Source organism: Phormidesmis priestleyi BC1401, from assembly GCF_001650195.1.
Classification (GTDB): Bacteria; Cyanobacteriota; Cyanobacteriia; order Leptolyngbyales; family Leptolyngbyaceae; genus Phormidesmis_A; species Phormidesmis_A priestleyi_B.
Genome location: NZ_LXYR01000043.1, coordinates 1 through 20,551, shown reverse-complemented (window position 1 = coordinate 20,551; position 20,551 = coordinate 1). Strand labels below are relative to the sequence as shown.

Below are 20,551 nucleotides of genomic sequence, written 5' to 3'. Positions count from 1 at the left end.
GCGAGTTCGTCAATTCAACCTGCGATTTAGCAACAATAAGATTCATAGCTCTAGCCAACGAGCGATCGCCCCAGCCGCGTAGACAAACGATCGCTGAGAATTGTCTGTCACGATCGGGGTATCTGCGATCCGCACGGGGGGTTTTCCGGGGAGAGCCGCCGCCGCAGGCAACACGAGACGGGCTAGAAAAAGAGCGGTGGGATCTTGACCAATCGCGTGTTCTGCCAGGGGTTTGAGTCCTGTTTTGTCCCACTGATCAGAGCCTTCGTGCCACGCATTGAGAATCGCAGTTTGTAGAGCAGCTTTACGCTCGACGGTGCCAAAATCGCCCCAAGAGTTTTGAGGCAAATGTTGATCGAGATTAGCACTGGTTTCTTGACGAATGACGATCGTTAATTCATAACTGTCTCGCAACCGCGAGGGAGCCACCGCATCTAACGCATCAAATGCCCCAGCCGCGAATGCTGGAGTTTTGCCACGCTCACACGAGACGAACCGCACAAACACATCCACGACAACGCCACCCCGATCGAGATGAAACCCTTTCGTTAACTCATCGGCAATCTGTGACTGATACCAGCGATCGACGCGAATGCACGCCGATCGCGGTAGCTCAATCAATCGTCCAAGACGGTCGATCGCCAGTCCGGGCTGCACGACAATTTCTTCGTCACGCCCTTGGGGAAACTTGGGATCGTCTCCCGGCTTGAGAGATTTGTTCCAATCGACGCGCAACCCGGCGGCAGTGCCGCTGCCATGTAGATAAAACAGAGCGCGCGCCAATCGGCTGCGGTGATAGAGTTGCTCTGCCAAAAAGTCTTCTGCGTCAAGCGAGATGCCCGTCGCATAATAGACTCGATCGGGCGAGAGAGGCGCAGCCGCTAAGGGATCGGTGGTTCTAAAAGTATTCATAACTATCGAATCCTAGAGGGATTGATCACGACAATTTGCTCAGTCGGTTGGCTTTGGTTTCCGGTGTCATCTTCGACCACGAGTTGAAAGCGATAGCGACCCGGTGCGAGTCCGGCATCGACCACCACGATCGGGGTAGCGGTGACGATCGGTTTTTGCGGCTCAAAGGTTGGCATAGGACTACTGAATCGGAGGACGAATTGGCACAGGAATAGTCGGCGGATTGAAGGGCGGTACAGGGCGGATCGGCGGTCTTTCGATAATGGGCACCATCGTCCAGATATATTTAACGACTTTGCCGGGAGCGACATCGCTCGATCGTTCGCCGCTGAGTTTGAAGCTCTGCCCCGTTTCGGTGTTTGGAGGAGCATCAATCACGGCGGTGGGTCTTTGGGTGTCGCGAACGATGACTTCTACGATCGCGGGATCTGACTCATTGCCAGAATCATCGACGACCACAAGCTGAAATCGATGAACCCCATTGGATAAGGGAGCAGCGGGATCGACTTTGACCACTAAAACGGAATCGGTGGTTTCGACGGGGACATTAAGTTTGAGTTCTGCTTCTGCCATGAGAGTCTCCTGAATGGTTTATCAACGTGATCGTTTTTAATCGAGAATTATTTAATTTTTGTTTTGGTTGCATTACCTCAGCTATTCCAATTTTGCCCATTTATACTGCGCGATCGTGTGTCCATCAAACGCTTGCGACTGATTGCCGTCTAGCTGAAACGACTGTCCAAACTCGGCGATCGGACGTGATATAAGCCTCGCAATCGGGGATTGCAAAACGGGTTCAACATCGATACCTCCTTCTAAACGGGGATCAAGACTGGCATGACGCAGCAAGCGATCGCGCACTCCAATTTGGCTTTTGTTGAGGGCGACCGCTTGGGGTTTGGGTTTTGCGTTGAGATAGGTGTCAACGCCCACGAGCGAAGCAACACCGACCATGAGCGAACTGCTGGCAGACACCACGCGAGACAACACATGAGCCGGAGTTTCTAGGTCAACTACGCGACGAATTAAGCCGAGATCCTGCGGCGTGACTTCCTGATGGACAAAAATTGTGGTGCGATAGGCGAGTTGATCAAAAAATGCTGAGATCGCCGCTTCTTCTGCCTGTTTTTTAAACGAATTTGTCTCGATGTCTGCCCGAAATAATGCTAAAAATTCCTGGCGAGTTTCGTCACCCAAAACGAGCGTGTCACCAACGTAAGAATTGCCGCTCATCACTAATCCGGCAAATAAAGGATCGGTTTCATCGGCTAAATCTGCGCCTAAAATCGTGGCAAAGGTGCGACGCAATCTAAAATCTTCTAACACCACGATCGCGCCCTTGCTCACGGCTCCGTCAGTGGCAATATCGAGCGCCTGCTGCAATCCGGTTAGGGTGCCGCGATGACGATATAACGCGGGTGCAGCCTCGATCAAGCGGCGACGACGAGCCGACGAATAAGCCGGATCAAACGTCACGCCAATCCAGCTTCCTAACCACTCGATCGCGTCTTCGGTCGTAGTGCGAGGATCGGTGAGTAGATGGCTATTGGCAATGCGATCCTCAATGGGAGTGAGAATCCCCTCAAAGTTAGCAAGAAATCGCTCTAGAAAATCAGCCGAAGTCGCAGCACCGACAGTATCTCGATCGCTGCCAAACACAGTTTCGCGATAGAGTTCGGGTAAATAGTGATTCACATAAGAGAATCGCGATCCATACACTCGCAGCGCTGCTAACTCTGGAGTCGTGCGCCCGTCGCCGATCATTCGCACTCGCACCCAGAGATAGCGCCCTTGCAGCGTTCTCACTTGTCGATCGTGCCGTTGAATCAGCAGCGTAAATAACCCCGATCGATCTTTTTCTCGATCGACATTCAACAGACCCGGATGAAAGGGAATCTCAGACGCAGCCGACACCCAAGCGCCCCAAGGCTTACCCGATTTTTGGACTGTCCCAAACGAATGCTCAAACCATTCTGGCGCATCAGGTAGAATCGGCTGATCCGTTGCGGCTAAGTCAACGTGAATCTCGCCATTTGCCGGAATGACGGCTTCTAAATAGAGGCGATGCCACTCGGTTTGCGAAGTGCCACTATCTAAGGCAGCAGGAGCGGTTCCTTCGGAGTTTCGCCCAGCGCTAATCGCGGCTCCTTGACGGGCATAAGACGGCAGCGATAAATGATAAAGCGGCGCGCTCTCAGTCGCAGTCGGATAGTGAGGCGGCAAGCTTAAACTATGTAAAAAAGGATGTCCCGTGTGTTCATGTAGCGGGTAAAGATCGCCTACAGGCTGCACTTGAGTCACTTCGGATGGCTCGACTGCGAATTTAGGCACTGCATACACAGGCGCTTCGGTCAGCAAATCGCTCACGAGACCGGCAATCCGATCGACCGTCACCCAACTCAAACTAAACGGATATCGACATCCCATGAGAGCGATCGCAGGAGTCCACTGATGAGAGTGCAGGATGCGAATTTTAGGCGTTCCATCGGTGAGCCAAGTCAGCAGCGCTAGGTCGCCATCGGGATTTGTTGCAATCCCGATCGGTAGTTCATCGCTGGGCAAGCTCGATGTCTGCCAAACGACAAGACGCGGCGGATTAGGATTTTCGTCACAGGGGCGAAAGATATCTTCGGCATACTTTCCGGCTGGCTGGGTCGGAAAGGGAACGCCTAACACTTTTCCAAGCTGGCGATTTTCTCGATCGAGTACCCAAACGCCCCCAGCAGGATCAGCCGCCAATCTCCAAGCTTTGAAGCCATCGGCTTGTACTGGGATCGGCAACCAGCGATCGCGACGATCAACCAACATCACCGCACCCGAACTCAGTGCGACGTAAAGAATCCCGTCGTAGCCCATCACCAGATCAGTCGGCGGATTGCTGGCTTCGGGCGTGAAAATGGGCACAGATCGCGGCAGGGCACCCGTCGCCAAAATTTTGCCGGATGTCGGCTCCCAAAAGGCTCGTGTGCCATAGCTATCCAAGGTTTGCGGCACTTGCTCTAAATGAGCGATCGCCGTAGCCTCCAAGGTTGGCTCGATCGACGTGGACTGACTCCACTGCGGCAAAAGTCGCTCACTCGCAAGGCGCAAACGGCGGCACTGCTCATCGTACTGAAGCGGCGGCAGATCTTTTGTCTTCGTCCACTGTTGGGCGGTTGCCAACATCCAAAATCGCAAGCCGTTCGCGTCCATTTAGCAGACCTCCGGGACAACAGGAACAGCAACACCTGAGCGATCGCCAAATGGAATCGAGGTCAGCGTTTCGGGCGCATCTTCATCTGCGACGACGACGACCGCTAAGAGTTCGGGCAGTTGCCAAGCGGCGAGACTGACTTCAGACACCGATTGCCAGCGCACCGGAGCGCCCATCTGCTGAAAGAGACGAATATTCAAAACTGCCAAGACACCGGGCACTCTGGCAACGACTACCTCTAATTCTCTCGCTTTAACCGTTCTGCCTAAGCTCCAGCCTTTTTCATCGATTCCACCGGGGGCGATCGCAAACAAAAATCGTTGCAGAGCCTTCCGCACGGCTAACAAAACGCCATCTTGCCCAAAGCCGTTTTGAATCTGAACACCAACGCTAACGCCAATCGGAACATATTCGCATCCGATTACATAGAGTTCGGTGGCGAGAGGACGACGAGAATCTAGATAAGACTGCACCGATTCTAATAGCGGACGATCGACTCGTGGATTTGGTAATTCTAGCGACTCTTGGAACGGTAAAACCATCACAGAAACCACACCTGGAATATCAAATCGTCGCTGCTGAGGTTTAAATCTTGGCAACACTTCGACTCGACCGAGCCGCACCCCCGGAGTCTCTGCTGCCAATCGCTGATAGTCATCGGCAGTCACGGCGCGATCGCGATGTCGAAACAGTCCCGGAATCCGAGTTTCTGCCTCGGCTAACGTTTCGCTTTCCACGCCGCCTTGCATCGGCAACGGTTGCTGAACCTTGAGCTTCGTGACGAGAGTGCCGCGCACATCTTTTGCTGTAATGCCGTTGAGCGAATTGGCTGGCAGATTGCCGACGATGCCCCCGCCCGATCGCATCAACGCCACTCGAATGCGTCGCCCCGTTTCTGGAATCTGTCCTTGCACCCCGTTGCCAAATCGAATCGTCCCCGCCTCGCTGTCTAATCGATAGACGCTGGCGTTTTGTCCCGCAAGGGCGAGATCGTCGATCGCGACCCAAGGTTGATAGCCGCGCCCCGTTTCTTCGACTTGAATTTGCAGCGTTTCTGGCTCGATCGCCTGTCCTGGTAGCTGAAATTCTTGGTCAGCGCTGCCGTCGCTTTCTCCGATCACTCGACCTGTGAGGGTTTGCCGTTGGTCAATCTCGATCGCGTTGATGCCCATCCAGCTTAGAGACAGCGTTTGCAGATCGTGACGACTCGGACGCAGCCGCAGCCAGGTGACTAACCGCGCCGCCACTTCGGGCGCATCAATCCGAGGCGGACGATCGCCCGTTCCAGCGTTGAGGCGAGTGCGAACATCGTTAGTGGGTGCGCCAATATAGTTGGGTGACGGCATTGCCAGCCTGATCACTCCCCGCCGCGTCAGTCCCGATGTCGAATCAGCAATCACATTCAGGCTCAAATATTGCGGCACTCCGGCGATTTCTTGCCCAGTGCTAATCTCCCAAACGTGAGGAATCCGGGCGCGAGTCCCAATCTCTTCAAACAAATCGGGAACGGCTATCGCGGGCATCACGCCCACATTCAGCAAGGGTTGCCCCCCGACTGAGTTGGTTCCGATCGCTAATCTTGCAGCGTCTACAAATTTTGGTTCAGCCGCGAGAATGGCGATCCAAAGGCACTGATCGACAGTCTGTTTAATCAGGTCAAAGCCTTGAGGGTCGGGCTTGGCAGCCGCAAAAATCGGCGTAGTCACATAGGGAATCGCCGCAGATTGAAGCTGGTAGGCCTGCTGAAGTCCTTGAACAATGTCTGCAAGTTTTACGGCTTCTGCGGGAGCTAACAGCCGTTTGTAATACAGTTCAGCCGTCACCGGAAACACCGTCATCTCAGCACGAGTTTCAAAATTGACGACTCCTTTAATCGTCGCCAGCGGTTGCAGCATCACGGCTTGAGTCGCTTGGGGATCGTTGGAGACGGTGACGATGCCTTTGGCAGGCAATGCCGGACGCATCTGCACGCCGAGCAGCCGCAAAAATGCCAATCGCTGTCGCTCAGGAATCAAGTTGGCGCGATAGAGCAGCGTATCGGTGAGCCACGCAAACAACTCTACGATCGTGCGTCCTGGATCGCCGACGCGAGCGTGCGTCCATTCTGGCGTGTGAGCAGGAATGCGAGACAGCGCTTCGGCAACTAAATCATCAAAGCTGCGATCGTCTAAATTTGGAGGGCGAATCGGCATACTAAACCTCCAGTTGCATAGTGAGACCGAGATGTTGCGCGACACCCGTGCGCCGCAAGCGATACCAAACTTCGATGCGTAAATGAGTCGGCTGATCGGGCACCGTTTCGACCTCGACGCGATCGATTAAAATGCGCGGCTCCCAGCGAGTCAAAGAATCAGTAATGCGATCGTGCAGTCGGCGACGAGTTACAAGCGTGTTGGATTCTTGCAAAAAGATTTGCAGCCCTGCCCCAAAGTCAGGGTGCATCAACTGTTCGCCCGGTCGAGTTTGCAAAATCACCTGAATCGATTGCCGAATGCTGACTTCGAGACTGGAAAAATTAATCTGTCCGTTGGCATTAGGGACAGCGAGAAGCGGGAATCCGATCGGGGGAGGATTGGGAGGCATGAGGGCAACGTTGAATTAAAACTTCGGATCGCAATACTTAAATAAACGTAAAAACATCAACTTCTAAAACACTACTTCGGCTTAGGAAAAAGCTTTTTAGGAACAGGAAGACAAATCTTTACGATCAAGATCCACCAAAACACAATGTTGAACAGTTGTAAGAAAATATTAAGGACTAAGTAAGCACAAAGCGTAATGATGGGGATATTAAACGAACAAATCCAGGCAATGCCATCATCAGCTCCATCTTTAACCTTCTCAGACAAGGCAGATTTCGCAAAATCTTTTTGCTTAAGAAAGTTAAATAGCTTGGGCGGAACCGAGAACGCAACGCTAGGTTTAAGACTCGCCAACGCTTTGGGATTCAAAATGTCGGGCAACACCACTTTCACCGGAGGCTGACCGCTAGATTCATACCAAGGCGCGATCGTAAACGCATCGCTGTAGTCACTCCATAACGGAGGATGCACACAGCTATCTGTGGATTTTAGCCGCACAAACGCCCGGACTTGATATTGTGCCTCTAACGCTTCAAATCGACTTTCACCCGCTGTGAGTGCGGATAGATGACTCATCAATGCTGCCCTTGCCAGTTCTGGAATCGTGCGGTTTTGCGCGTCGCTAAAGGTCGCCCATTTTTGAGGCAGCGTCACCGATAATCCGGCTTCTCGATCGATTAAAATGCGACTCGCCAAAGCCAAAAAATCACCCAGCGGTTGGGCATTTGGAGTGTCAGGAGCCACGATCGCTTGATTGAGTGCTTGCAAGAGTGCCACACTCGCGAGATCAGCATCAAACAGCCGGAACTGAAACTTTAACTGTTGCAGCGTCGCTATAAACTCGCGTAAGTTTTGATCATCCGCTTGGTCAGCTGTTAATACTCTGCCGGGTTTAGGTTCGCTCCGATCGCCGCCCGGTCGCAAATAATAAGGCAGCATTTCTAGAATGGCAGCGTCTAACTGTTTCAACGTTTCAGGATCATCTGCCGATGGCGTAATCGGAGGCGCTTCACTAAACTCTGAGCTAGTCACCGGAATCACGCCATACAAAATCGTGCGTCCCACTGCCTGACAGACATCGGGCGGAGCGACATAGAGGGGCGCAACACTTTCAGCAAGCGGCGCATGGGGAGAGAGTAAGCGATCGAGTTCTGGCAGTCCTGACGAAATTTGGGATCGGCGATCGGGATCAGGATCAAGCCTTGCTGCGTCTTCAGTATCAAACGGAATCCAGCCGCGCACCGAATGCCCCTGCTTTCGCCAGCCTTCATGCTTACCGCTGTCAGCGACTCGACGCACCACTAACCCAGCGCTCTCGATTTTGCGAGGATCGAGACGAGGCTGCAAATAGGGTTGATTAAATGGATCGCAAGCAATCTCCAAAATCACTAAATAGAACGTGCGATGAACAGGCTGTAGAAAGGTTAAAGGTTCGCTAGCGTGATGAGAATGAATCACTCCGGTTAATGCCTGAATTCCTCTTCCACTCTTCAATTCGTCTAAAACAGAGCCAATAAAATCTTGCTCCGTTCGCTTGAGAATCGTAGGGCGCAAATCATAGGATTTGGGTAAGTTGGGCTGGTCTGCAACCTGACTCACGCCCACCGCTTGTAGAATCACAGCATGGTCTACCATATGTTTCCGGCTCCCGGTGTGTAAGTGGTCGAAACCACGGTGGTTGCAATCAAGGTGTCACATTTGACAACCCCCGAAAAAGTTGAAATCGCAGCGTTTACGGTGACTTGTCCTGCCGTGACTTCGACTTGACTGGCGCTCACATTCACCCGTCCCGCACTCTGCACCGTGACTCCGCTGGTGTCCACTGTGACGGTTGTTCCTGCGGCTTCAAACTCGATTTTTCCTCCGGCGGTTTGGGTGAGTGTGCCACTGACCCCGCCCGGAGTTGTGAGCGAGATCGTGGCATTTCCCGGAGATTCTTCAACGATCGCAATGCGCGTTTGGGCTTTTCCGACCAGAGTCCAGCGATCGACGGTTCCGCCGCCAAGCGTTTCGGGAGCAGTCGCGGAACCGTTCCACAGCGATCCGATCACCATTGGCAGCCGAGCATCGCCATTCACAAACGTGATCAGCACTTCGTCTCCCACATCGGGCAGCAAAAACGCCCCGTAATTAGACCCTGCAACGGGCACCGCCACTCTTGCCCAAATTGGCGCGTCCTGTTGGTCAACGTCATTGAAGTTAAACAGCCGCACCTGCACCTTAGAAAGGTTGTCAGGATCGCTCACCGATACGACTTCTCCCAGATAGCTGCCGTGCAGTGCTGTAGTTGGATGCTCAAAAATCGGCTGCATTAGTTTCCTCCCCAAAATGCACATTCGGCTTCAAAGTCGGTGACATAGCCGCCGCCTACATCCAAACTAAAGCGATGACAGGCACGAGTCACAATGTAGGTGTTGCTAAAGCGATCGCCCAAACCTTTAAGCGTCAAATGTGTCCCGACTCGCAGCGCAGGATTGCCATCGGCAGTGCCTTCGACGCAGACAAACTGCCGCGCCCGATCGTCAAACGCAGCATCGGCAACCGCTTGCGCCTCGGCATCGGTAGTGACCGCTAAGTGAGATAAATGATGAGCGCGATCGCCCAATGTCTTCTTCAAAATCTGTGAGCCAGGAGTGCCAGCGCCCGATCGCAGATGTGCGCCTTGACTGCTGGCGCTGACTCGCTGCCCCTGAGCCGGATTCCAGCCGTTAACGGTGACTTCAGTCACTTGGTGCGCCAGGTCAGCGAAGACTTTTGCCCGTCGGAGTTGGCTATTTAGCACCAGTTCTACACTGCCGCGCCGCACATCCGCATTGGGTGAAACGTGTAGTTCTTTGCCGACCACTTGCAGATCGCCATCGTAGCGATCGAGCAGTCGCCGCAAAAAGGCGAGATCACTCTCGTTAAGCTGCACTTGAGTCCCGATCGAGTCCGTCAGTCCCGTGATCACCGGAGTAAGGCTGAGTTGATTAGCAAGCTGTCGCGCTAAATCCGCGATCGAGACATCGGTGTGAACTTTGCTTCGTCGCGCCATGCGTGCCCGTTGAAAGACATCCTCAGCCAGAACCGTAATATCTGGCGATCCGTTTTCGGGGAAGTCTACTTCTAGCCCCGTGATCGCGCCCTGAAAGATTTCTTGCGGTGCTGTTGCGTCCCCTGCATACAGCGCGATCGTGGCTCCTAGTTTTAAGATTTGGTTGTCTTCAAATGCCAAAGCTGCGCCGCCGTTGGGATCGCTGACGACATTGCTCAGTTTTAGTTCTAGGGCTGACATTCCGCCGTCTTGCTCGGTCATTTCCATCGCCAAAATCGATTCGCTCACTTTGGGATATTCCTGAGAATTGATCCGCACGGTGGGCTGGGCGCTGTAGACGGCAAAAGGGCTGAGTTGGGTTTCTGGCATGGCTAACAAGAGGACAAGATTTTAGAGAGATGTGAATTCGATGAGTTTTTTGCTTCGTTTGGGGCGGCTTCTGCCCCCTAAATCCCCCATTCTGGGGAACTTTGAAACTAAAGGTCTTGGCTTAAAGTCCCCCAATTTGGGGGATTTAGGGGGCTTCCCGAATTCATCATCGGAGCGAACTGCTTCTGTCGAACTGACGTTAGAGAATCAACACTAATCGGCTTTTAATCTCGCACGGCGTTTTTCTAAATGCCTCAGCGTGGTTTGCAATCCTCGATCAACAAACGCAACCGGAGGTGAATTGTCCGGCTCGTCTTGGGTCAACGGCACGGGGGGAACGACTTCGCCAATGACTTGATCAAACACAACAGGCATGATTAATCCTCCTCAAACTGAATGTTGGCTCTCGATCGAACATTGGTGCTTAAGCTGGCAGATCCTTCAATTTCTGCCTGTCCACCGACTTGAAAACTCGCATTGCGACTCGTAGCAAATCCCACAGATTCGCTCGGCTGAATGAATCGATTCGTGTCAATTTGAACAACGGAAATCGGATTGCTAGAGACACGTAATCCTGCAAACGCTCCTTCACTTGCAGAAATTCCTGCGGAAGCACTTCCACTAATGCTAATTCCAATACCGCCACTAATTCCAGCACCGCCACCAACTCCAATATCTCCACCGATGCCAATACCGCCACCGATGCCAATACCGCCACCAATGCCAGCGCCGCCCGTAGCGAATGCGATCGGGGGACTCAGCTTAATCGAAGCATCCAAAGTAAACGCACCGCTCGAAAACCGCAGACTGTCTTGACCATTTGCCGTCGCGATCGCTCGTCCTGCATCGAGTGAACCTCCGATCGAAGCCACGGCAGTCGCGCTGATTCCTGCCCCGCCTGACACCTGAACGGATGAATCACTTGGCGGCTCTGGGCTAGGCTCAAACACTTCTTCTTGACGCGCCATCGTCAACTTAATACTTGCGCGTAGTGGCACCCCGTCTGATGAAAAGAAATCGATCGTTTCTCCATAGGATTGAATCAATCCTTGAAACTTAAACGTGCCCCACTCAAACAGCACGATCGTGGGAATCTTCTGATCGCCCGGTTCTTTCCCTGGCTCCATAAATCGGGCAATCTTTTGGGTTTCTAACCGCACGTCGCTGCCTTTATGAGTCGTATCAAACACTAAGTCCATCGCCAGCGTTGCCGCTGTTTTAGAAATGTATTGTTTTTTATCTTTCCCTTTGCCTTTATCTTCTAATGTGTTGTTAATCGAAATCTGTAACGAAACCGGATTGAAGTGGACTGCGATCGCTGTTTTATTTCCTGTTTGCGGCGTGAAGGTCGCGCGTGTAATTTGTTCGCTCATAGCGTTCCTTCTCCTCTCATCAGACTTAATCCTTCATGGACAAAATGCAGTTCTTCAACGCCGATCTCGGTGCCCTTCGCATTTAGGTCAGCGGCTTTAAATTTGACGGGCATCGCCTTCTCTAGCTGCCAGGACAAAACGCCTGCGCCGCTCGTGTCGAATAAAGTAATCGTGGCGGTGCGACGATGGGCATAGGCTCCCTGAGTGACCAGAGTAAACCAGTTCCATAAGTCGCGATCGCGGGTCATACCACGCTTCAAAATAACGGTGGCAAATGTCACCTGTCCGGTGCGCTGTGCGGCTCCATAGTTGCGTCCGCCTTCTTTGATCGCTTTTGGCTCCATCGTCGCTTCTAGCCCCGTGCATTCTGAAAACGCTGCGCTCATCTGCACCGGAGCCGTATCGCCACTGTTGGGCAACGGATCTTTTTGAAACGTGACCTGAAAGCGAAACACCTGCAACGGATACGAGCTACTCATACCGCCTCCTGAGATGGAATCAGCGAAACCTGTCCGCCTGTATTGAGCGCCAGCACGATCGTGATTTGGTCGATCGGGGCGGCGGCGACAAATTCGATCTGAGCAATGACGCGACCTTGATCGATATCTTGCTGAGTCATCGTGTCTCGATCGCAGCGCACCGCAAACGCCGTCGCCTCCGCATCTTGCAGCGCCCCTGCTTGCAGCAAGCCACTCATCAAGGTCGTGAGGCTACCTCGCAGCCGCATCCACAGTTTTTCGCCCGATGCTTCAAACACGACTTCTTCACCCAATCGTCTTGCCGCTCGCACGATCGCCGAAACGAGACGATTGATACTAGCGGGGCGATAGCTCTCATCGAGGCTAGTTGTGACATCGGAGAGCAACCGTAGCCCGCTCGGAGTGGTTCCCAACACAGAAATGCGCTGAAGCAGTGTGTGCCGCGTTGATCGAGTCGCACTATCGGGCTGAGAATGCAGCAAGCGATCGCGGGTCAGAATCGGATAAACCTGCTGCACATCTGCTAAATGCAAATTTGCCGCACTGCGAAAACTACCGCGTGTTAGTGCATTTCGAGCCAGCACACCTGCTAAAACGGCATCCGGGCTTTCTAATTGCTCTGGCAGATTCACCGATCCGGGCGTTTGCACCCACGGATACGCAAGCTGAACAAACGCACTCGCCAACCCTTCGTCAGGAACTGCGATCGCTAATGGCGGCACAAATCCCGGTGTCGGCTGCGTGAAGAAAGTCAGCAAATCTCGATCGACTTCTGGCAGAGGTACTGAGGCAATCAACTGCACTTCTCGCTGTTGACGACTGAGCAAATCTGCCACAAGCTGTAGAGCTTTTGTCCAAGCAACATAGCCGCCAGTATCACAGCGAGGAGCTTGGAACAATCGGGAGGCTTGATCGACCCTTTGCGGCACTGGCTCCGAGCATTCAACAAACTGCTCTAAAGGCGGGGCAGGAAGCTTCGGCGGATCAAGACGTTGGCGATCGATTGCTACTGCATCTGCTAAATCGGGCAAACACACATAAGACACATCGGGCAAGCCAAATAGATGTCCGACTCCATGCCAGCTTGCTTGATCCACTGCGGAACCCTTAAATGCAGTCGGATAGCCCGGAATCAGTTTTTCAATGTTCGCCAGTCGCTCTGATTGTGGATTAGTCAATCGCCAGGGATCACCGACTCTAATCACATAGCATTTGCGTCCGCCTTGAGCAAAGAACGATCGGACGGCTGCACCTAGATAAGTACTGCCGATTTGATTGAACGGATTGAGGGGACGCTGCTCCCAAGCAAACAATCGATCGAACTGATCCCAAGCCTCGATCACAACGGGCAAATCAAGCAAATCCTCCATTCTGGGTGCATCTGTCCAGCCTTGTTCTTGCAGCCAGCGGCGAATCTGAGACGGCAACGCGGTGTTGCGCCTTTTTACAAATCCGATAAAGCAGGCGATGTCCGATCGATTGGGAGCACTCGCTACGATCGGAGGGGCTGTTTCAAACACTAAGCTGCTCATCCGACATCATTCCCGGTGCTATCGACCAACACCAAGCCTTCTGCCGAAAGCACGAGTTCTTCCATTGCAACATCACCGCCTTTACCCGCGAGTGTCGGCCCTGTATATTTCATCGGTACAACACCGCGTAATTTCCACGACTGCACAGGCTTACCAGATTCATCTTGAAGTGTGATCACAACTTCGCGTTTTGCATTCACTCCCGTGTGACGAGTTGCATTGATCCAGTTCCAAAAATCGGTTGATTTAATGATGCCGCGTTTGAGGGTGACATCGCCTACTTTATGCAATCCTGGCACTTTGCGGACATGGTTTTCGAGTTCGTTGCCGTTGCGATATTCTGCCATCGTCATTTCGGTGTTGATCCCCGAAACATCTGAAAAGCCACCTAGCGCAGTGGTCGGATCAACGCCGTTATCCCATTTAACTAAGAAGTTAAACGCGCTGTAAGGAAAAGTACGATCGGACATAAATCATTCTCCAGGGTGTGTCGAAGGTCAGACGATTCAAAAAGTTAACCGCGTGAGTCTGCCGTTTTCTGACCGATGCGGAAGATCACAAATTCGGCAGGCTTGATCGCGGCGACTCCGATTAAACAAATCAGTCTGCCTTCGTCGAGATCTTGCTGTGTCATCGTACTGCGATCGCATTTCACAAAATAGGCTTCTTGATAGCTGCCGCCGAGCAGTGCGCCGGACACCCATTCGCTATACAAAAACGCCGAAATTGTATCGCGGACATTTGTCCAGAGGCGTTCTCCATTCGGTTCAAACACCAGATTTTGTGTGCTGCGATCGATGGATGCTTCTAGATAATTGAAGTAACGGCGAATGTTGACATACTTCCAATTGGAGTCAGAGCTAATCGTGCGGGCACCCCAAACGCGATAGCCTCGACCGGGGAAGAACCGCAGACAATTCACCCCCAAAGGATTCAACACTTCTTGTTGAGCAAAGTTAATGGCGGTTTCAAATCGGATGGCTCCCCGCACAATTTCATTGGCAGGAGCCTTATAAACTCCCCGCTCTACATCACTTCGCCCATAGATTCCACACAGAAACCCAGACGGAGGCAAGGTTAATTCGGCGGGGGCGGCACTGCCCGATCGGGCTTGAGGATTTGCAACCACCACCCACGGATAATAGAGAGCTGCATAGGAAGAATCGAGACGACTCCGCACCGTTCGCGCCTCATTCAGGCTTTGATTCGGCGGCGTGTCAAGCACCGCGATTTGATACGCACGTCGTCGAGAAACAAAGTTTAATAGCTCTTGTTGGACTCCTAAAAATAACGTTTCGGCTAACGCTGAGTGACCAGGAGAAGCCACGATCGAGATATCTTCCAGCGATTCGAGTTGTTTCAGTGCTGCTTTATAGTCATCAACACTGGGATCGCCTCCACTGACTCCACCTGATAAAGGAATTCTTCGAGGTTGAGAAAACGTCTCAAACAATCCATCTCGTAACGCTAGAGCCGTCACAGTTGCTGGAGCTACTGCGATCGCAAATAGATTCGTTAAGGCATCGGCACGACGATTCGGATTTGATGCTAAAACGCTGCCGACCCAACGCGGATGTTTTGCATCAAATCCCAGGTCTTCATAGCTAATTTCATTGCCGCTCAGGTCACGAGCCACCACCGTAAGCGTGAGCAAGTCTAGCTGAGGCGCGGGATTTGTTCCCACGATCGCATCAGTTAACGCGGCATCCGCCGAGTCTTTCCAATCGTCTGCTGCTTTGAGATTGGTTTGTTTGAGATAGTACTTCTTGGTATTGTCTGCTGTTTTGACTCGCAAAATACTGCCAAGCGGTGCATTGGCGATCGTGCCCGCGCTCACGGGAGTTTCTTTTTGATAGAGCAAGACTTCACCATTGCCGCCATCGCCCTTAAATCGCGCCACAAATCGCGCTTCGTCAGTGGCGCTCGCTAAGAGATCGTCTGACTGAGCGGCTTTCGCACTAGCAGAAACCACGCGGGAGACATAGAGGCGCGAGCCGCCGTTATCAAAAAACACGCGCACCGCATGAGCAATGTAATTCGTTTTGCCGTTGAGGTCATCTAATCCACCATAGATCCGCTCAAATTCTCCAAAGCTCGTCATGAGTTCTGGAACTCCGCCAAACGGACCTTTGAGCGTCGCACCTACAAAAGCAGTGGTGCTAGTTCCCACGCCCGAAATTGAATTAGCGCGGAAGCTAGTTTCTTCGACATACACACCGGGAGCTAGATATTCGGGCACTGTGATTTCTCCTTGTAAATGCGAATTGTTATGTCTGTAATCGTTATATGAATGTGACGGCTAACGTGTCTGCGCGATCGCGACCCGCTGCAAGCTTGTAGGAAAGACTGCCCGATCTCAGACTGCCTCGCCTGACTTCCAAATCATCGGGGTCAGGCAAATAGCCAGCATTGGGATCAGCCAAAGTTGATAGATCAGACGTGGTTGAAATCTTAGTGAGAACGGGATCAAAAACAATTTCTAACGTGACATCAATCTCGTTAACCAATACAGCACCGCCTCCTGCACCCGGTGTTGTGATTGGAATTCCAGCAACGTTGATCAAAGCGTCACCTCGCCAATCGGCTAAACAAAGCGTCACCTTAGCCGGAGCCGATTGCACCACGCGAATCAATGCCCAAGGAAGTCGCTGACTGGTCGTTTTCTCGATCGCAGTGGCGCGAATCACTGCCCACCCAGATGCGACTTGAGCCGCAGGCGATCGATACATCGCCACGCTAATTGGCTGAAATACCGAATTTGCGGTGTCGGCGTTTGCAGAATCAGGATCACGAGGCAGCTTAATCGTCGCCTGTCTAGACAAATACTGTCCTTCTGGATCGATCACGCTCACTTGAATCGACACCGTCGCGACAGGACTCGCAGGCGCTAAAAAGCTCTCGCTGTAAGCTTGCAGTCCCTCTGCTGCATAAATTACGGCATAGCCGCTGCGATTCCAGACGAGATGCAGATCGCGTCCGCTCACCTGCAACCGTCGTGCAATCGGCAATCTAGTGGTGGCATCGACAAGCCCGATCGCGCCCAGCACTCGGCGATCGACCTGAACCAGCGTCATGGCATTACCTCCCGATCGTCAATCTGAAACCGCGTTGCCACCACAGGACGACCTGCCTCTTGTCGATCAACATCAATACTCACCACTCTCGCTACATAAGCCACACTCAAACGATAAGAGGGCTTTAACCGATCCCAAATTCGCATAATGTCCTCATTGCTTAAATCAACCGGAATAAGCTGAACCGTGTCTCCTGAATGCCATTCCGCTTCGGGCGACAGAGAAGACGCATCTAAAATCGATCGCGTGTGAAACTGCCGCATTGCCCATGCCAAAACGAGGTGTTCTGCCAGAGCGCTGTCTGCCCAAACGGTCATGAGATAGTGCAAATCGACAGATAAAGGCACTCCGAGTTGAGTTGAATTGTTGGGTCTGCTGCCTCGTAGATGTTCGTTGACAGTGACGCGATGTAGAAACAGCGACAGGGTGTTAGTTGGCTCGTCAAGCGTCGCTAATTCACCGCTAGAGATCAGTTGAATATCAAACGTGGGTAGCCCAGTAAACGCACTGGATGGATAGGTGTTCCGCAGATAGTTCCGCAGGGATTCACCAACGGCATGAATAGATTGCAGGTTTGCCATGAGTTTTTCACCTCAGACCCCATTGGTGCATGGTTGCTGATCGATCAACTGTTTGGGCTGATTCTCGATCGTAAAAAAGAAAATTGAGTCACAAATTGAGTGAGAGCGATCGTAACGAGCAATCGTTACTACACACAATTCTTAAACAGTTAGCCAAGGTATGCAGTACCCGAATGGGTAGTCTTTGGCTACAAAAATCACATTGCCCTGATTTAAAGTGCTGGCAGTAGTGCAACAGATTTCATCATATAATTCGAGTGCAGTGAATACCGAAAATGTATCAAAACAACACGTTCAACGGTCATCTTTAGGTGAAATCTTGTTAAAGCAAGCCTTAGAATTTTAAGTAGGCTCATGGCGAGCGTATAAACAATACTTCAGTCTTTTTTAGACGCAATCTCGTATAAAGCGGCGGTGCATCTGCTCAAACTTGCTATCGTTGATCCTCAGAAATTTTTCCTAAAAGATTTTGCCGATGGGATTCAAATCCTTCAACAGTAGTAGTAAATGCTTATTCTTCGACCATCTGAAATACAGCAATTAGACCAAAGACCAAGACCCCACGAGGGGTATGAAGGAGTCGCGTGGTTGGTCATCTACGGTGGACTCATGCCCGTCGATCGAGTGATGCCAGGACCCGTCAACTGCACTGGCAACTCCCAGGTTAACAGCGAAGGAGATTTGTTCCTCGAATGCACGAGTGTTGGCTACGTGAAATTCAAGTCGGGTGACTCCACGGTCAAACAAGATGGCGTACAGTGGCTGCCCATAACCAATCTTGTTCTGGAGATATCGAATTCTCCGAGAAAGACTATTGGATCTGAGGAACTCGAACCCGAAGGGGAGATACTGAAATCCATCTTCCAAGCGCTGACAGAGCGGATAGACTCTCGGGTCGGGGTCTGGAGGAATAATTGCCCCGGCAACCCCCAGTATGGGGCGTTAGTGATTCAATCTCGGCGGGATTTTGCGCCTCCTTCGATCGAATACCGTCGGTTCGACTCCGCTAATCTTCACAGGAACCATATGATCACGGGTAAGAGAAAGGATTGGGAGATGGAGTGCTGCTGGCAATACGATGCAGCACGACTTGCCGAAGTCATTGAAGAAGTGGCGACTTTCGTAGAAGGTCAAGTCCAAGAAGTGACTGCTGGACTGGCACAAATCGTTCAATTGCAAAATTAATTTGATTGGGGGTGCATCGATGAGGCACAACCCGTGCACCGGCATCGACCACCACGGGGCATCTCCCATCTACGAACGCAACGCGCCACGAAGTGTTCGGCGCATTCACCCCTAACCAGGGGTCGCTACCGCTCCACAGGTGTGAAATCTCTCAGACCTCAAAGGAAATCTCATCATGTCTAACTTCAACTATCTCAAGAATCGCTACTTCACACTTTGCAACGTCCTTCGCAAGAGCCGTTCATTTGTCGCCGCTGACACCATCGCCAAATGCACCGTTCGAGTCAGCACGACCAACCAATCAATCAACTTCAAAGCCAGCGTTGCAGCCCTCAAAGCTGAGTTCGTTGAGCTTGGTCTAGATAACGGCATTGCCTAATCGACTTACCAAAGCGCTCAGCCTTGGAGGAGGGTTTCCCTCCGTAGAGGACTGAGTAAGAAGCGCTCCCTTCGGGGAAGGTTCACAAGAGCCAACGGTAGAATGCGGCTTTAAGCCCTCTTTTTTTCCTAATTACCTAACGTTTTTTGCTGCCTTCCTAACTGTCTTTTAACTGGGTAGGGGTATGGGCAACGATTTGTGTAGAAAAGAACCATCTACCTTGAAGCGGTATAAATCCTTATCAGAATTACGATTGAATTCAAGCAATCATTGATTAGAAATGAGCGATGAGATACCTGCGTTTCAGTCCCTAAATCTCACAACTTCATAACTATTTTTTTCAATTCCATAACGCTGACCTTGCCATGAAAACATAAATCAAACCTCAATCTCAAAGCAACGCAGCCTAAGTTCCCTACCGTTCTAGAGATGGAATAAAACGAAAGCTGGAATAAGTGAAATGAGAACTTTTTAATCGCCGATAGCGATACAAACGAGTAACTTTTAGAGCGCTCAGGTTGCCGAAATTGACCGTACTCTAAAAAAAAGACATGACAAAACGAGAGGAACATAGTGCTACTTCCTTGTGACGAGAAAATGAGTGGTTTAATGAGGGAGTTCTGCGTCCTTCTAGAACGCTCTAATCAAAAGATCGTTGCCTTCTAATGCCTTCGATGTCTTATCCGATAGTTCTAGAAAGGCTTCAATTGAGTTGGGAACAAAGCGCTAAAGACTCAGCCGAGCTTCAAGCTACTCGTCTCTCCCCCCTGCCTAGCTGGGCTAGCAGGTGTCGATACGACTCAGATACAGCAACGCTTGTACAAATTGAAGAGACGTGAGTGAGGCCGTTAGAAATGCCTGAAAAGGTAGACTCTCAAACTGAATTGAGGGATGACTTGAGGTGTTTTGTGCTGTTTGTAGAGTGCTCATCAGTTGAGTAGGGAGAGGGTAAAGTATGGAGAATACAAGACGAACTATTAGGGAACTATTCGAGAACATAACTCATGGCAAGCCTTACTCACCTTTCTCTAAGGTAAGCGACAAAAAAGATTTGCATAAAAGTGCTGATTCGTGTCAGCCAGTATTCTTTCAGCTTTGCTAAGAATACTTGTCTAAGCCACTAAAGCTTGGATTACCGTTTCAAGATTCCTTTGATCAACGTTGTACTTTGCCCAGTTCTAGAAAATAACTTGTTTGTTCCCTGGCTCCGAACAGTCCGCTTAGCTTTGTCAGCTACCCATCCGGGTCAAAAGCTATTGCTTGTTAATTTTTACTTATCCATAAGCGAAATACTACTATGACATTGGGAAAATTATTGCATAAGAAAACAAAAAATAAAAGGTGAAAATCAAGTTTTCTTTAGTTTTTTCAACGATCAAACAGATAAGGATTACGAAAAAAAACAATCCTGATTTTTACTCAAAAACCTCTGATTTTTGCTCAAAAAAACTCTGATTTTTACTCAAAAACCTCTGATTTTTGCTCAAAAAAACTCTGATTTTTACTCAAAAAAACTCTGATTTTTACTCAAAAAAACTCTGATTTTTACTCAAAAAACTCCTATTTCGGGTATGACAACGATTCGATAAACTCTGATTTTTGTTCAAAAAACTCCTATTTCGGGTATGACAACGATTCGATACGTTGGCGAATCAATGAGAGAAAAATCAAGCACTGGAATTAGCCGAACCACTTTTTGTGGGTACCAACCGCACAAAGTAGGATTGCCGTGCCTTCGCCAAAGGGACTCCCTCTAACCAATTAGAGTGTGTTTGTAAATGAGTATTAAGCGGTCTTTTCTTTCCATCGGGTGTGGTTCTTTGTTAATCGTTTGAGCATTAACCGAATCATCACGATA

General features: G+C 51.0%; 19 protein-coding genes. 2 read left to right on the top strand and 17 right to left on the bottom strand.

The genetic code is table 11. From position 1 onward, the window contains the following. Positions 1 to 42: 42 nt before the first annotated feature. The 17 genes from A8707_RS19115 to A8707_RS19045 form a co-directional block, all read right to left on the bottom strand. On the bottom strand, positions 43 to 912 hold the full coding sequence (locus A8707_RS19115) for a hypothetical protein (protein ID WP_068818802.1): 870 nt from the start codon (positions 910 to 912) through the stop codon (positions 43 to 45). Positions 913 to 914: 2 nt separating this feature from the next. Beyond that, a complete protein-coding gene (locus A8707_RS28410) occupies positions 915 to 1,088 on the bottom strand; it encodes a hypothetical protein (RefSeq protein WP_156518728.1) in 174 nt (57 codons plus the stop codon). A gap of 4 nt (positions 1,089 to 1,092) precedes the next feature. After that, positions 1,093 to 1,485: a hypothetical protein gene (locus tag A8707_RS19110; protein ID WP_068818801.1), complete on the bottom strand. Its 393-nt coding sequence runs from the start codon at positions 1,483 to 1,485 to the stop codon at positions 1,093 to 1,095. Between the two features lie 81 nt (positions 1,486 to 1,566). Then, positions 1,567 to 4,104 (bottom strand): phage tail protein, encoded by a 2,538-nt coding sequence (locus A8707_RS19105; protein ID WP_068818800.1) that lies wholly within the window; start codon positions 4,102 to 4,104, stop codon positions 1,567 to 1,569. Beyond that, positions 4,105 to 6,297: a putative baseplate assembly protein gene (locus A8707_RS19100; protein ID WP_068818799.1), complete on the bottom strand. Its 2,193-nt coding sequence runs from the start codon at positions 6,295 to 6,297 to the stop codon at positions 4,105 to 4,107. A gap of 1 nt (position 6,298) precedes the next feature. After that, complete coding sequence (locus A8707_RS19095; RefSeq protein WP_068818798.1) at positions 6,299 to 6,688, bottom strand: GPW/gp25 family protein; 390 nt, start codon at positions 6,686 to 6,688, stop codon at positions 6,299 to 6,301. A 71-nt stretch (positions 6,689 to 6,759) separates the two neighbouring features. Then, on the bottom strand, positions 6,760 to 8,322 hold the full coding sequence (locus A8707_RS19090) for a hypothetical protein (RefSeq protein WP_068818797.1): 1,563 nt from the start codon (positions 8,320 to 8,322) through the stop codon (positions 6,760 to 6,762). Beyond that, on the bottom strand, positions 8,316 to 8,999 hold the full coding sequence (locus tag A8707_RS19085) for a phage baseplate assembly protein V (RefSeq protein ID WP_068818796.1): 684 nt from the start codon (positions 8,997 to 8,999) through the stop codon (positions 8,316 to 8,318). Before A8707_RS19085 ends, A8707_RS19090 begins: the two co-directional genes overlap by 7 nt. After that, positions 8,999 to 10,090 carry a phage late control D family protein gene (locus tag A8707_RS19080; RefSeq protein WP_068818795.1) on the bottom strand — a complete coding sequence of 364 codons (1,092 nt, stop codon included), beginning with the start codon at positions 10,088 to 10,090 and terminating at the stop codon, positions 8,999 to 9,001. Before A8707_RS19080 ends, A8707_RS19085 begins: the two co-directional genes overlap by 1 nt. A gap of 213 nt (positions 10,091 to 10,303) precedes the next feature. Continuing rightward, positions 10,304 to 10,465, bottom strand: a complete 162-nt coding sequence (locus A8707_RS28405; protein WP_156518727.1) for a hypothetical protein — start codon at positions 10,463 to 10,465, stop codon at positions 10,304 to 10,306. A gap of 2 nt (positions 10,466 to 10,467) precedes the next feature. Next, on the bottom strand, positions 10,468 to 11,463 hold the full coding sequence (locus A8707_RS19075; protein WP_068818794.1) for a CIS tube protein: 996 nt from the start codon (positions 11,461 to 11,463) through the stop codon (positions 10,468 to 10,470). Continuing rightward, a complete protein-coding gene (locus A8707_RS19070) occupies positions 11,460 to 11,942 on the bottom strand; it encodes a phage tail protein (protein ID WP_068818793.1) in 483 nt (160 codons plus the stop codon). The genes A8707_RS19075 and A8707_RS19070 overlap by 4 nt, the downstream gene beginning before the upstream one ends. Beyond that, entirely contained in the window at positions 11,939 to 13,474 is a 1,536-nt protein-coding gene (locus A8707_RS19065) for a hypothetical protein (protein ID WP_068818792.1), read from the bottom strand. The genes A8707_RS19070 and A8707_RS19065 overlap by 4 nt, the downstream gene beginning before the upstream one ends. Continuing rightward, positions 13,471 to 13,944, bottom strand: a complete 474-nt coding sequence (locus tag A8707_RS19060) for a phage tail protein (protein ID WP_068818791.1) — start codon at positions 13,942 to 13,944, stop codon at positions 13,471 to 13,473. The genes A8707_RS19065 and A8707_RS19060 overlap by 4 nt, the downstream gene beginning before the upstream one ends. A gap of 44 nt (positions 13,945 to 13,988) precedes the next feature. Then, positions 13,989 to 15,713 carry a phage tail sheath family protein gene (locus A8707_RS19055; protein WP_068818790.1) on the bottom strand — a complete coding sequence of 575 codons (1,725 nt, stop codon included), beginning with the start codon at positions 15,711 to 15,713 and terminating at the stop codon, positions 13,989 to 13,991. 43 nt (positions 15,714 to 15,756) lie between these two features. Beyond that, positions 15,757 to 16,548: a hypothetical protein gene (locus A8707_RS19050; RefSeq protein ID WP_068818789.1), complete on the bottom strand. Its 792-nt coding sequence runs from the start codon at positions 16,546 to 16,548 to the stop codon at positions 15,757 to 15,759. Beyond that, a complete protein-coding gene (locus tag A8707_RS19045; protein ID WP_068818788.1) occupies positions 16,545 to 17,129 on the bottom strand; it encodes a Pvc16 family protein in 585 nt (194 codons plus the stop codon). Before A8707_RS19045 ends, A8707_RS19050 begins: the two co-directional genes overlap by 4 nt. Positions 17,130 to 17,636: 507 nt before the next feature. Here A8707_RS19045 and A8707_RS19040 point away from each other — a divergent pair. Together A8707_RS19040 and A8707_RS19035 are read left to right on the top strand one after the other, a co-directional pair. Further along, on the top strand, positions 17,637 to 18,314 hold the full coding sequence (locus A8707_RS19040; RefSeq protein WP_068818787.1) for a hypothetical protein: 678 nt from the start codon (positions 17,637 to 17,639) through the stop codon (positions 18,312 to 18,314). Between the two features lie 175 nt (positions 18,315 to 18,489). Then, positions 18,490 to 18,693, top strand: a complete 204-nt coding sequence (locus tag A8707_RS19035) for a hypothetical protein (RefSeq protein ID WP_068818786.1) — start codon at positions 18,490 to 18,492, stop codon at positions 18,691 to 18,693. Positions 18,694 to 20,551: the final 1,858 nt, after the last annotated feature.

Bases quoted from the DNA above. Each gene is read 5' to 3' on its own strand.
- A8707_RS19115 (WP_068818802.1), bottom strand. From the start codon at position 912: ATGAATACTTTTAGAACCACCGATCCCTTAGCGGCTGCGCCTCTCTCG.
- A8707_RS28410 (WP_156518728.1), bottom strand. From the start codon at position 1,088: ATGCCAACCTTTGAGCCGCAAAAACCGATCGTCACCGCTACCCCGATC.
- A8707_RS19110 (WP_068818801.1), bottom strand. From the start codon at position 1,485: ATGGCAGAAGCAGAACTCAAACTTAATGTCCCCGTCGAAACCACCGAT.
- A8707_RS19105 (WP_068818800.1), bottom strand. From the start codon at position 4,104: ATGGACGCGAACGGCTTGCGATTTTGGATGTTGGCAACCGCCCAACAG.
- A8707_RS19100 (WP_068818799.1), bottom strand. From the start codon at position 6,297: ATGCCGATTCGCCCTCCAAATTTAGACGATCGCAGCTTTGATGATTTA.
- A8707_RS19095 (WP_068818798.1), bottom strand. From the start codon at position 6,688: ATGCCTCCCAATCCTCCCCCGATCGGATTCCCGCTTCTCGCTGTCCCT.
- A8707_RS19090 (WP_068818797.1), bottom strand. From the start codon at position 8,322: ATGGTAGACCATGCTGTGATTCTACAAGCGGTGGGCGTGAGTCAGGTT.
- A8707_RS19085 (WP_068818796.1), bottom strand. From the start codon at position 8,999: ATGCAGCCGATTTTTGAGCATCCAACTACAGCACTGCACGGCAGCTAT.
- A8707_RS19080 (WP_068818795.1), bottom strand. From the start codon at position 10,090: ATGCCAGAAACCCAACTCAGCCCTTTTGCCGTCTACAGCGCCCAGCCC.
- A8707_RS28405 (WP_156518727.1), bottom strand. From the start codon at position 10,465: ATGCCTGTTGTGTTTGATCAAGTCATTGGCGAAGTCGTTCCCCCCGTG.
- A8707_RS19075 (WP_068818794.1), bottom strand. From the start codon at position 11,463: ATGAGCGAACAAATTACACGCGCGACCTTCACGCCGCAAACAGGAAAT.
- A8707_RS19070 (WP_068818793.1), bottom strand. From the start codon at position 11,942: ATGAGTAGCTCGTATCCGTTGCAGGTGTTTCGCTTTCAGGTCACGTTT.
- A8707_RS19065 (WP_068818792.1), bottom strand. From the start codon at position 13,474: ATGAGCAGCTTAGTGTTTGAAACAGCCCCTCCGATCGTAGCGAGTGCT.
- A8707_RS19060 (WP_068818791.1), bottom strand. From the start codon at position 13,944: ATGTCCGATCGTACTTTTCCTTACAGCGCGTTTAACTTCTTAGTTAAA.
- A8707_RS19050 (WP_068818789.1), bottom strand. From the start codon at position 16,548: ATGACGCTGGTTCAGGTCGATCGCCGAGTGCTGGGCGCGATCGGGCTT.
- A8707_RS19045 (WP_068818788.1), bottom strand. From the start codon at position 17,129: ATGGCAAACCTGCAATCTATTCATGCCGTTGGTGAATCCCTGCGGAAC.
- A8707_RS19040 (WP_068818787.1), top strand. From the start codon at position 17,637: ATGCTTATTCTTCGACCATCTGAAATACAGCAATTAGACCAAAGACCA.
- A8707_RS19035 (WP_068818786.1), top strand. From the start codon at position 18,490: ATGTCTAACTTCAACTATCTCAAGAATCGCTACTTCACACTTTGCAAC.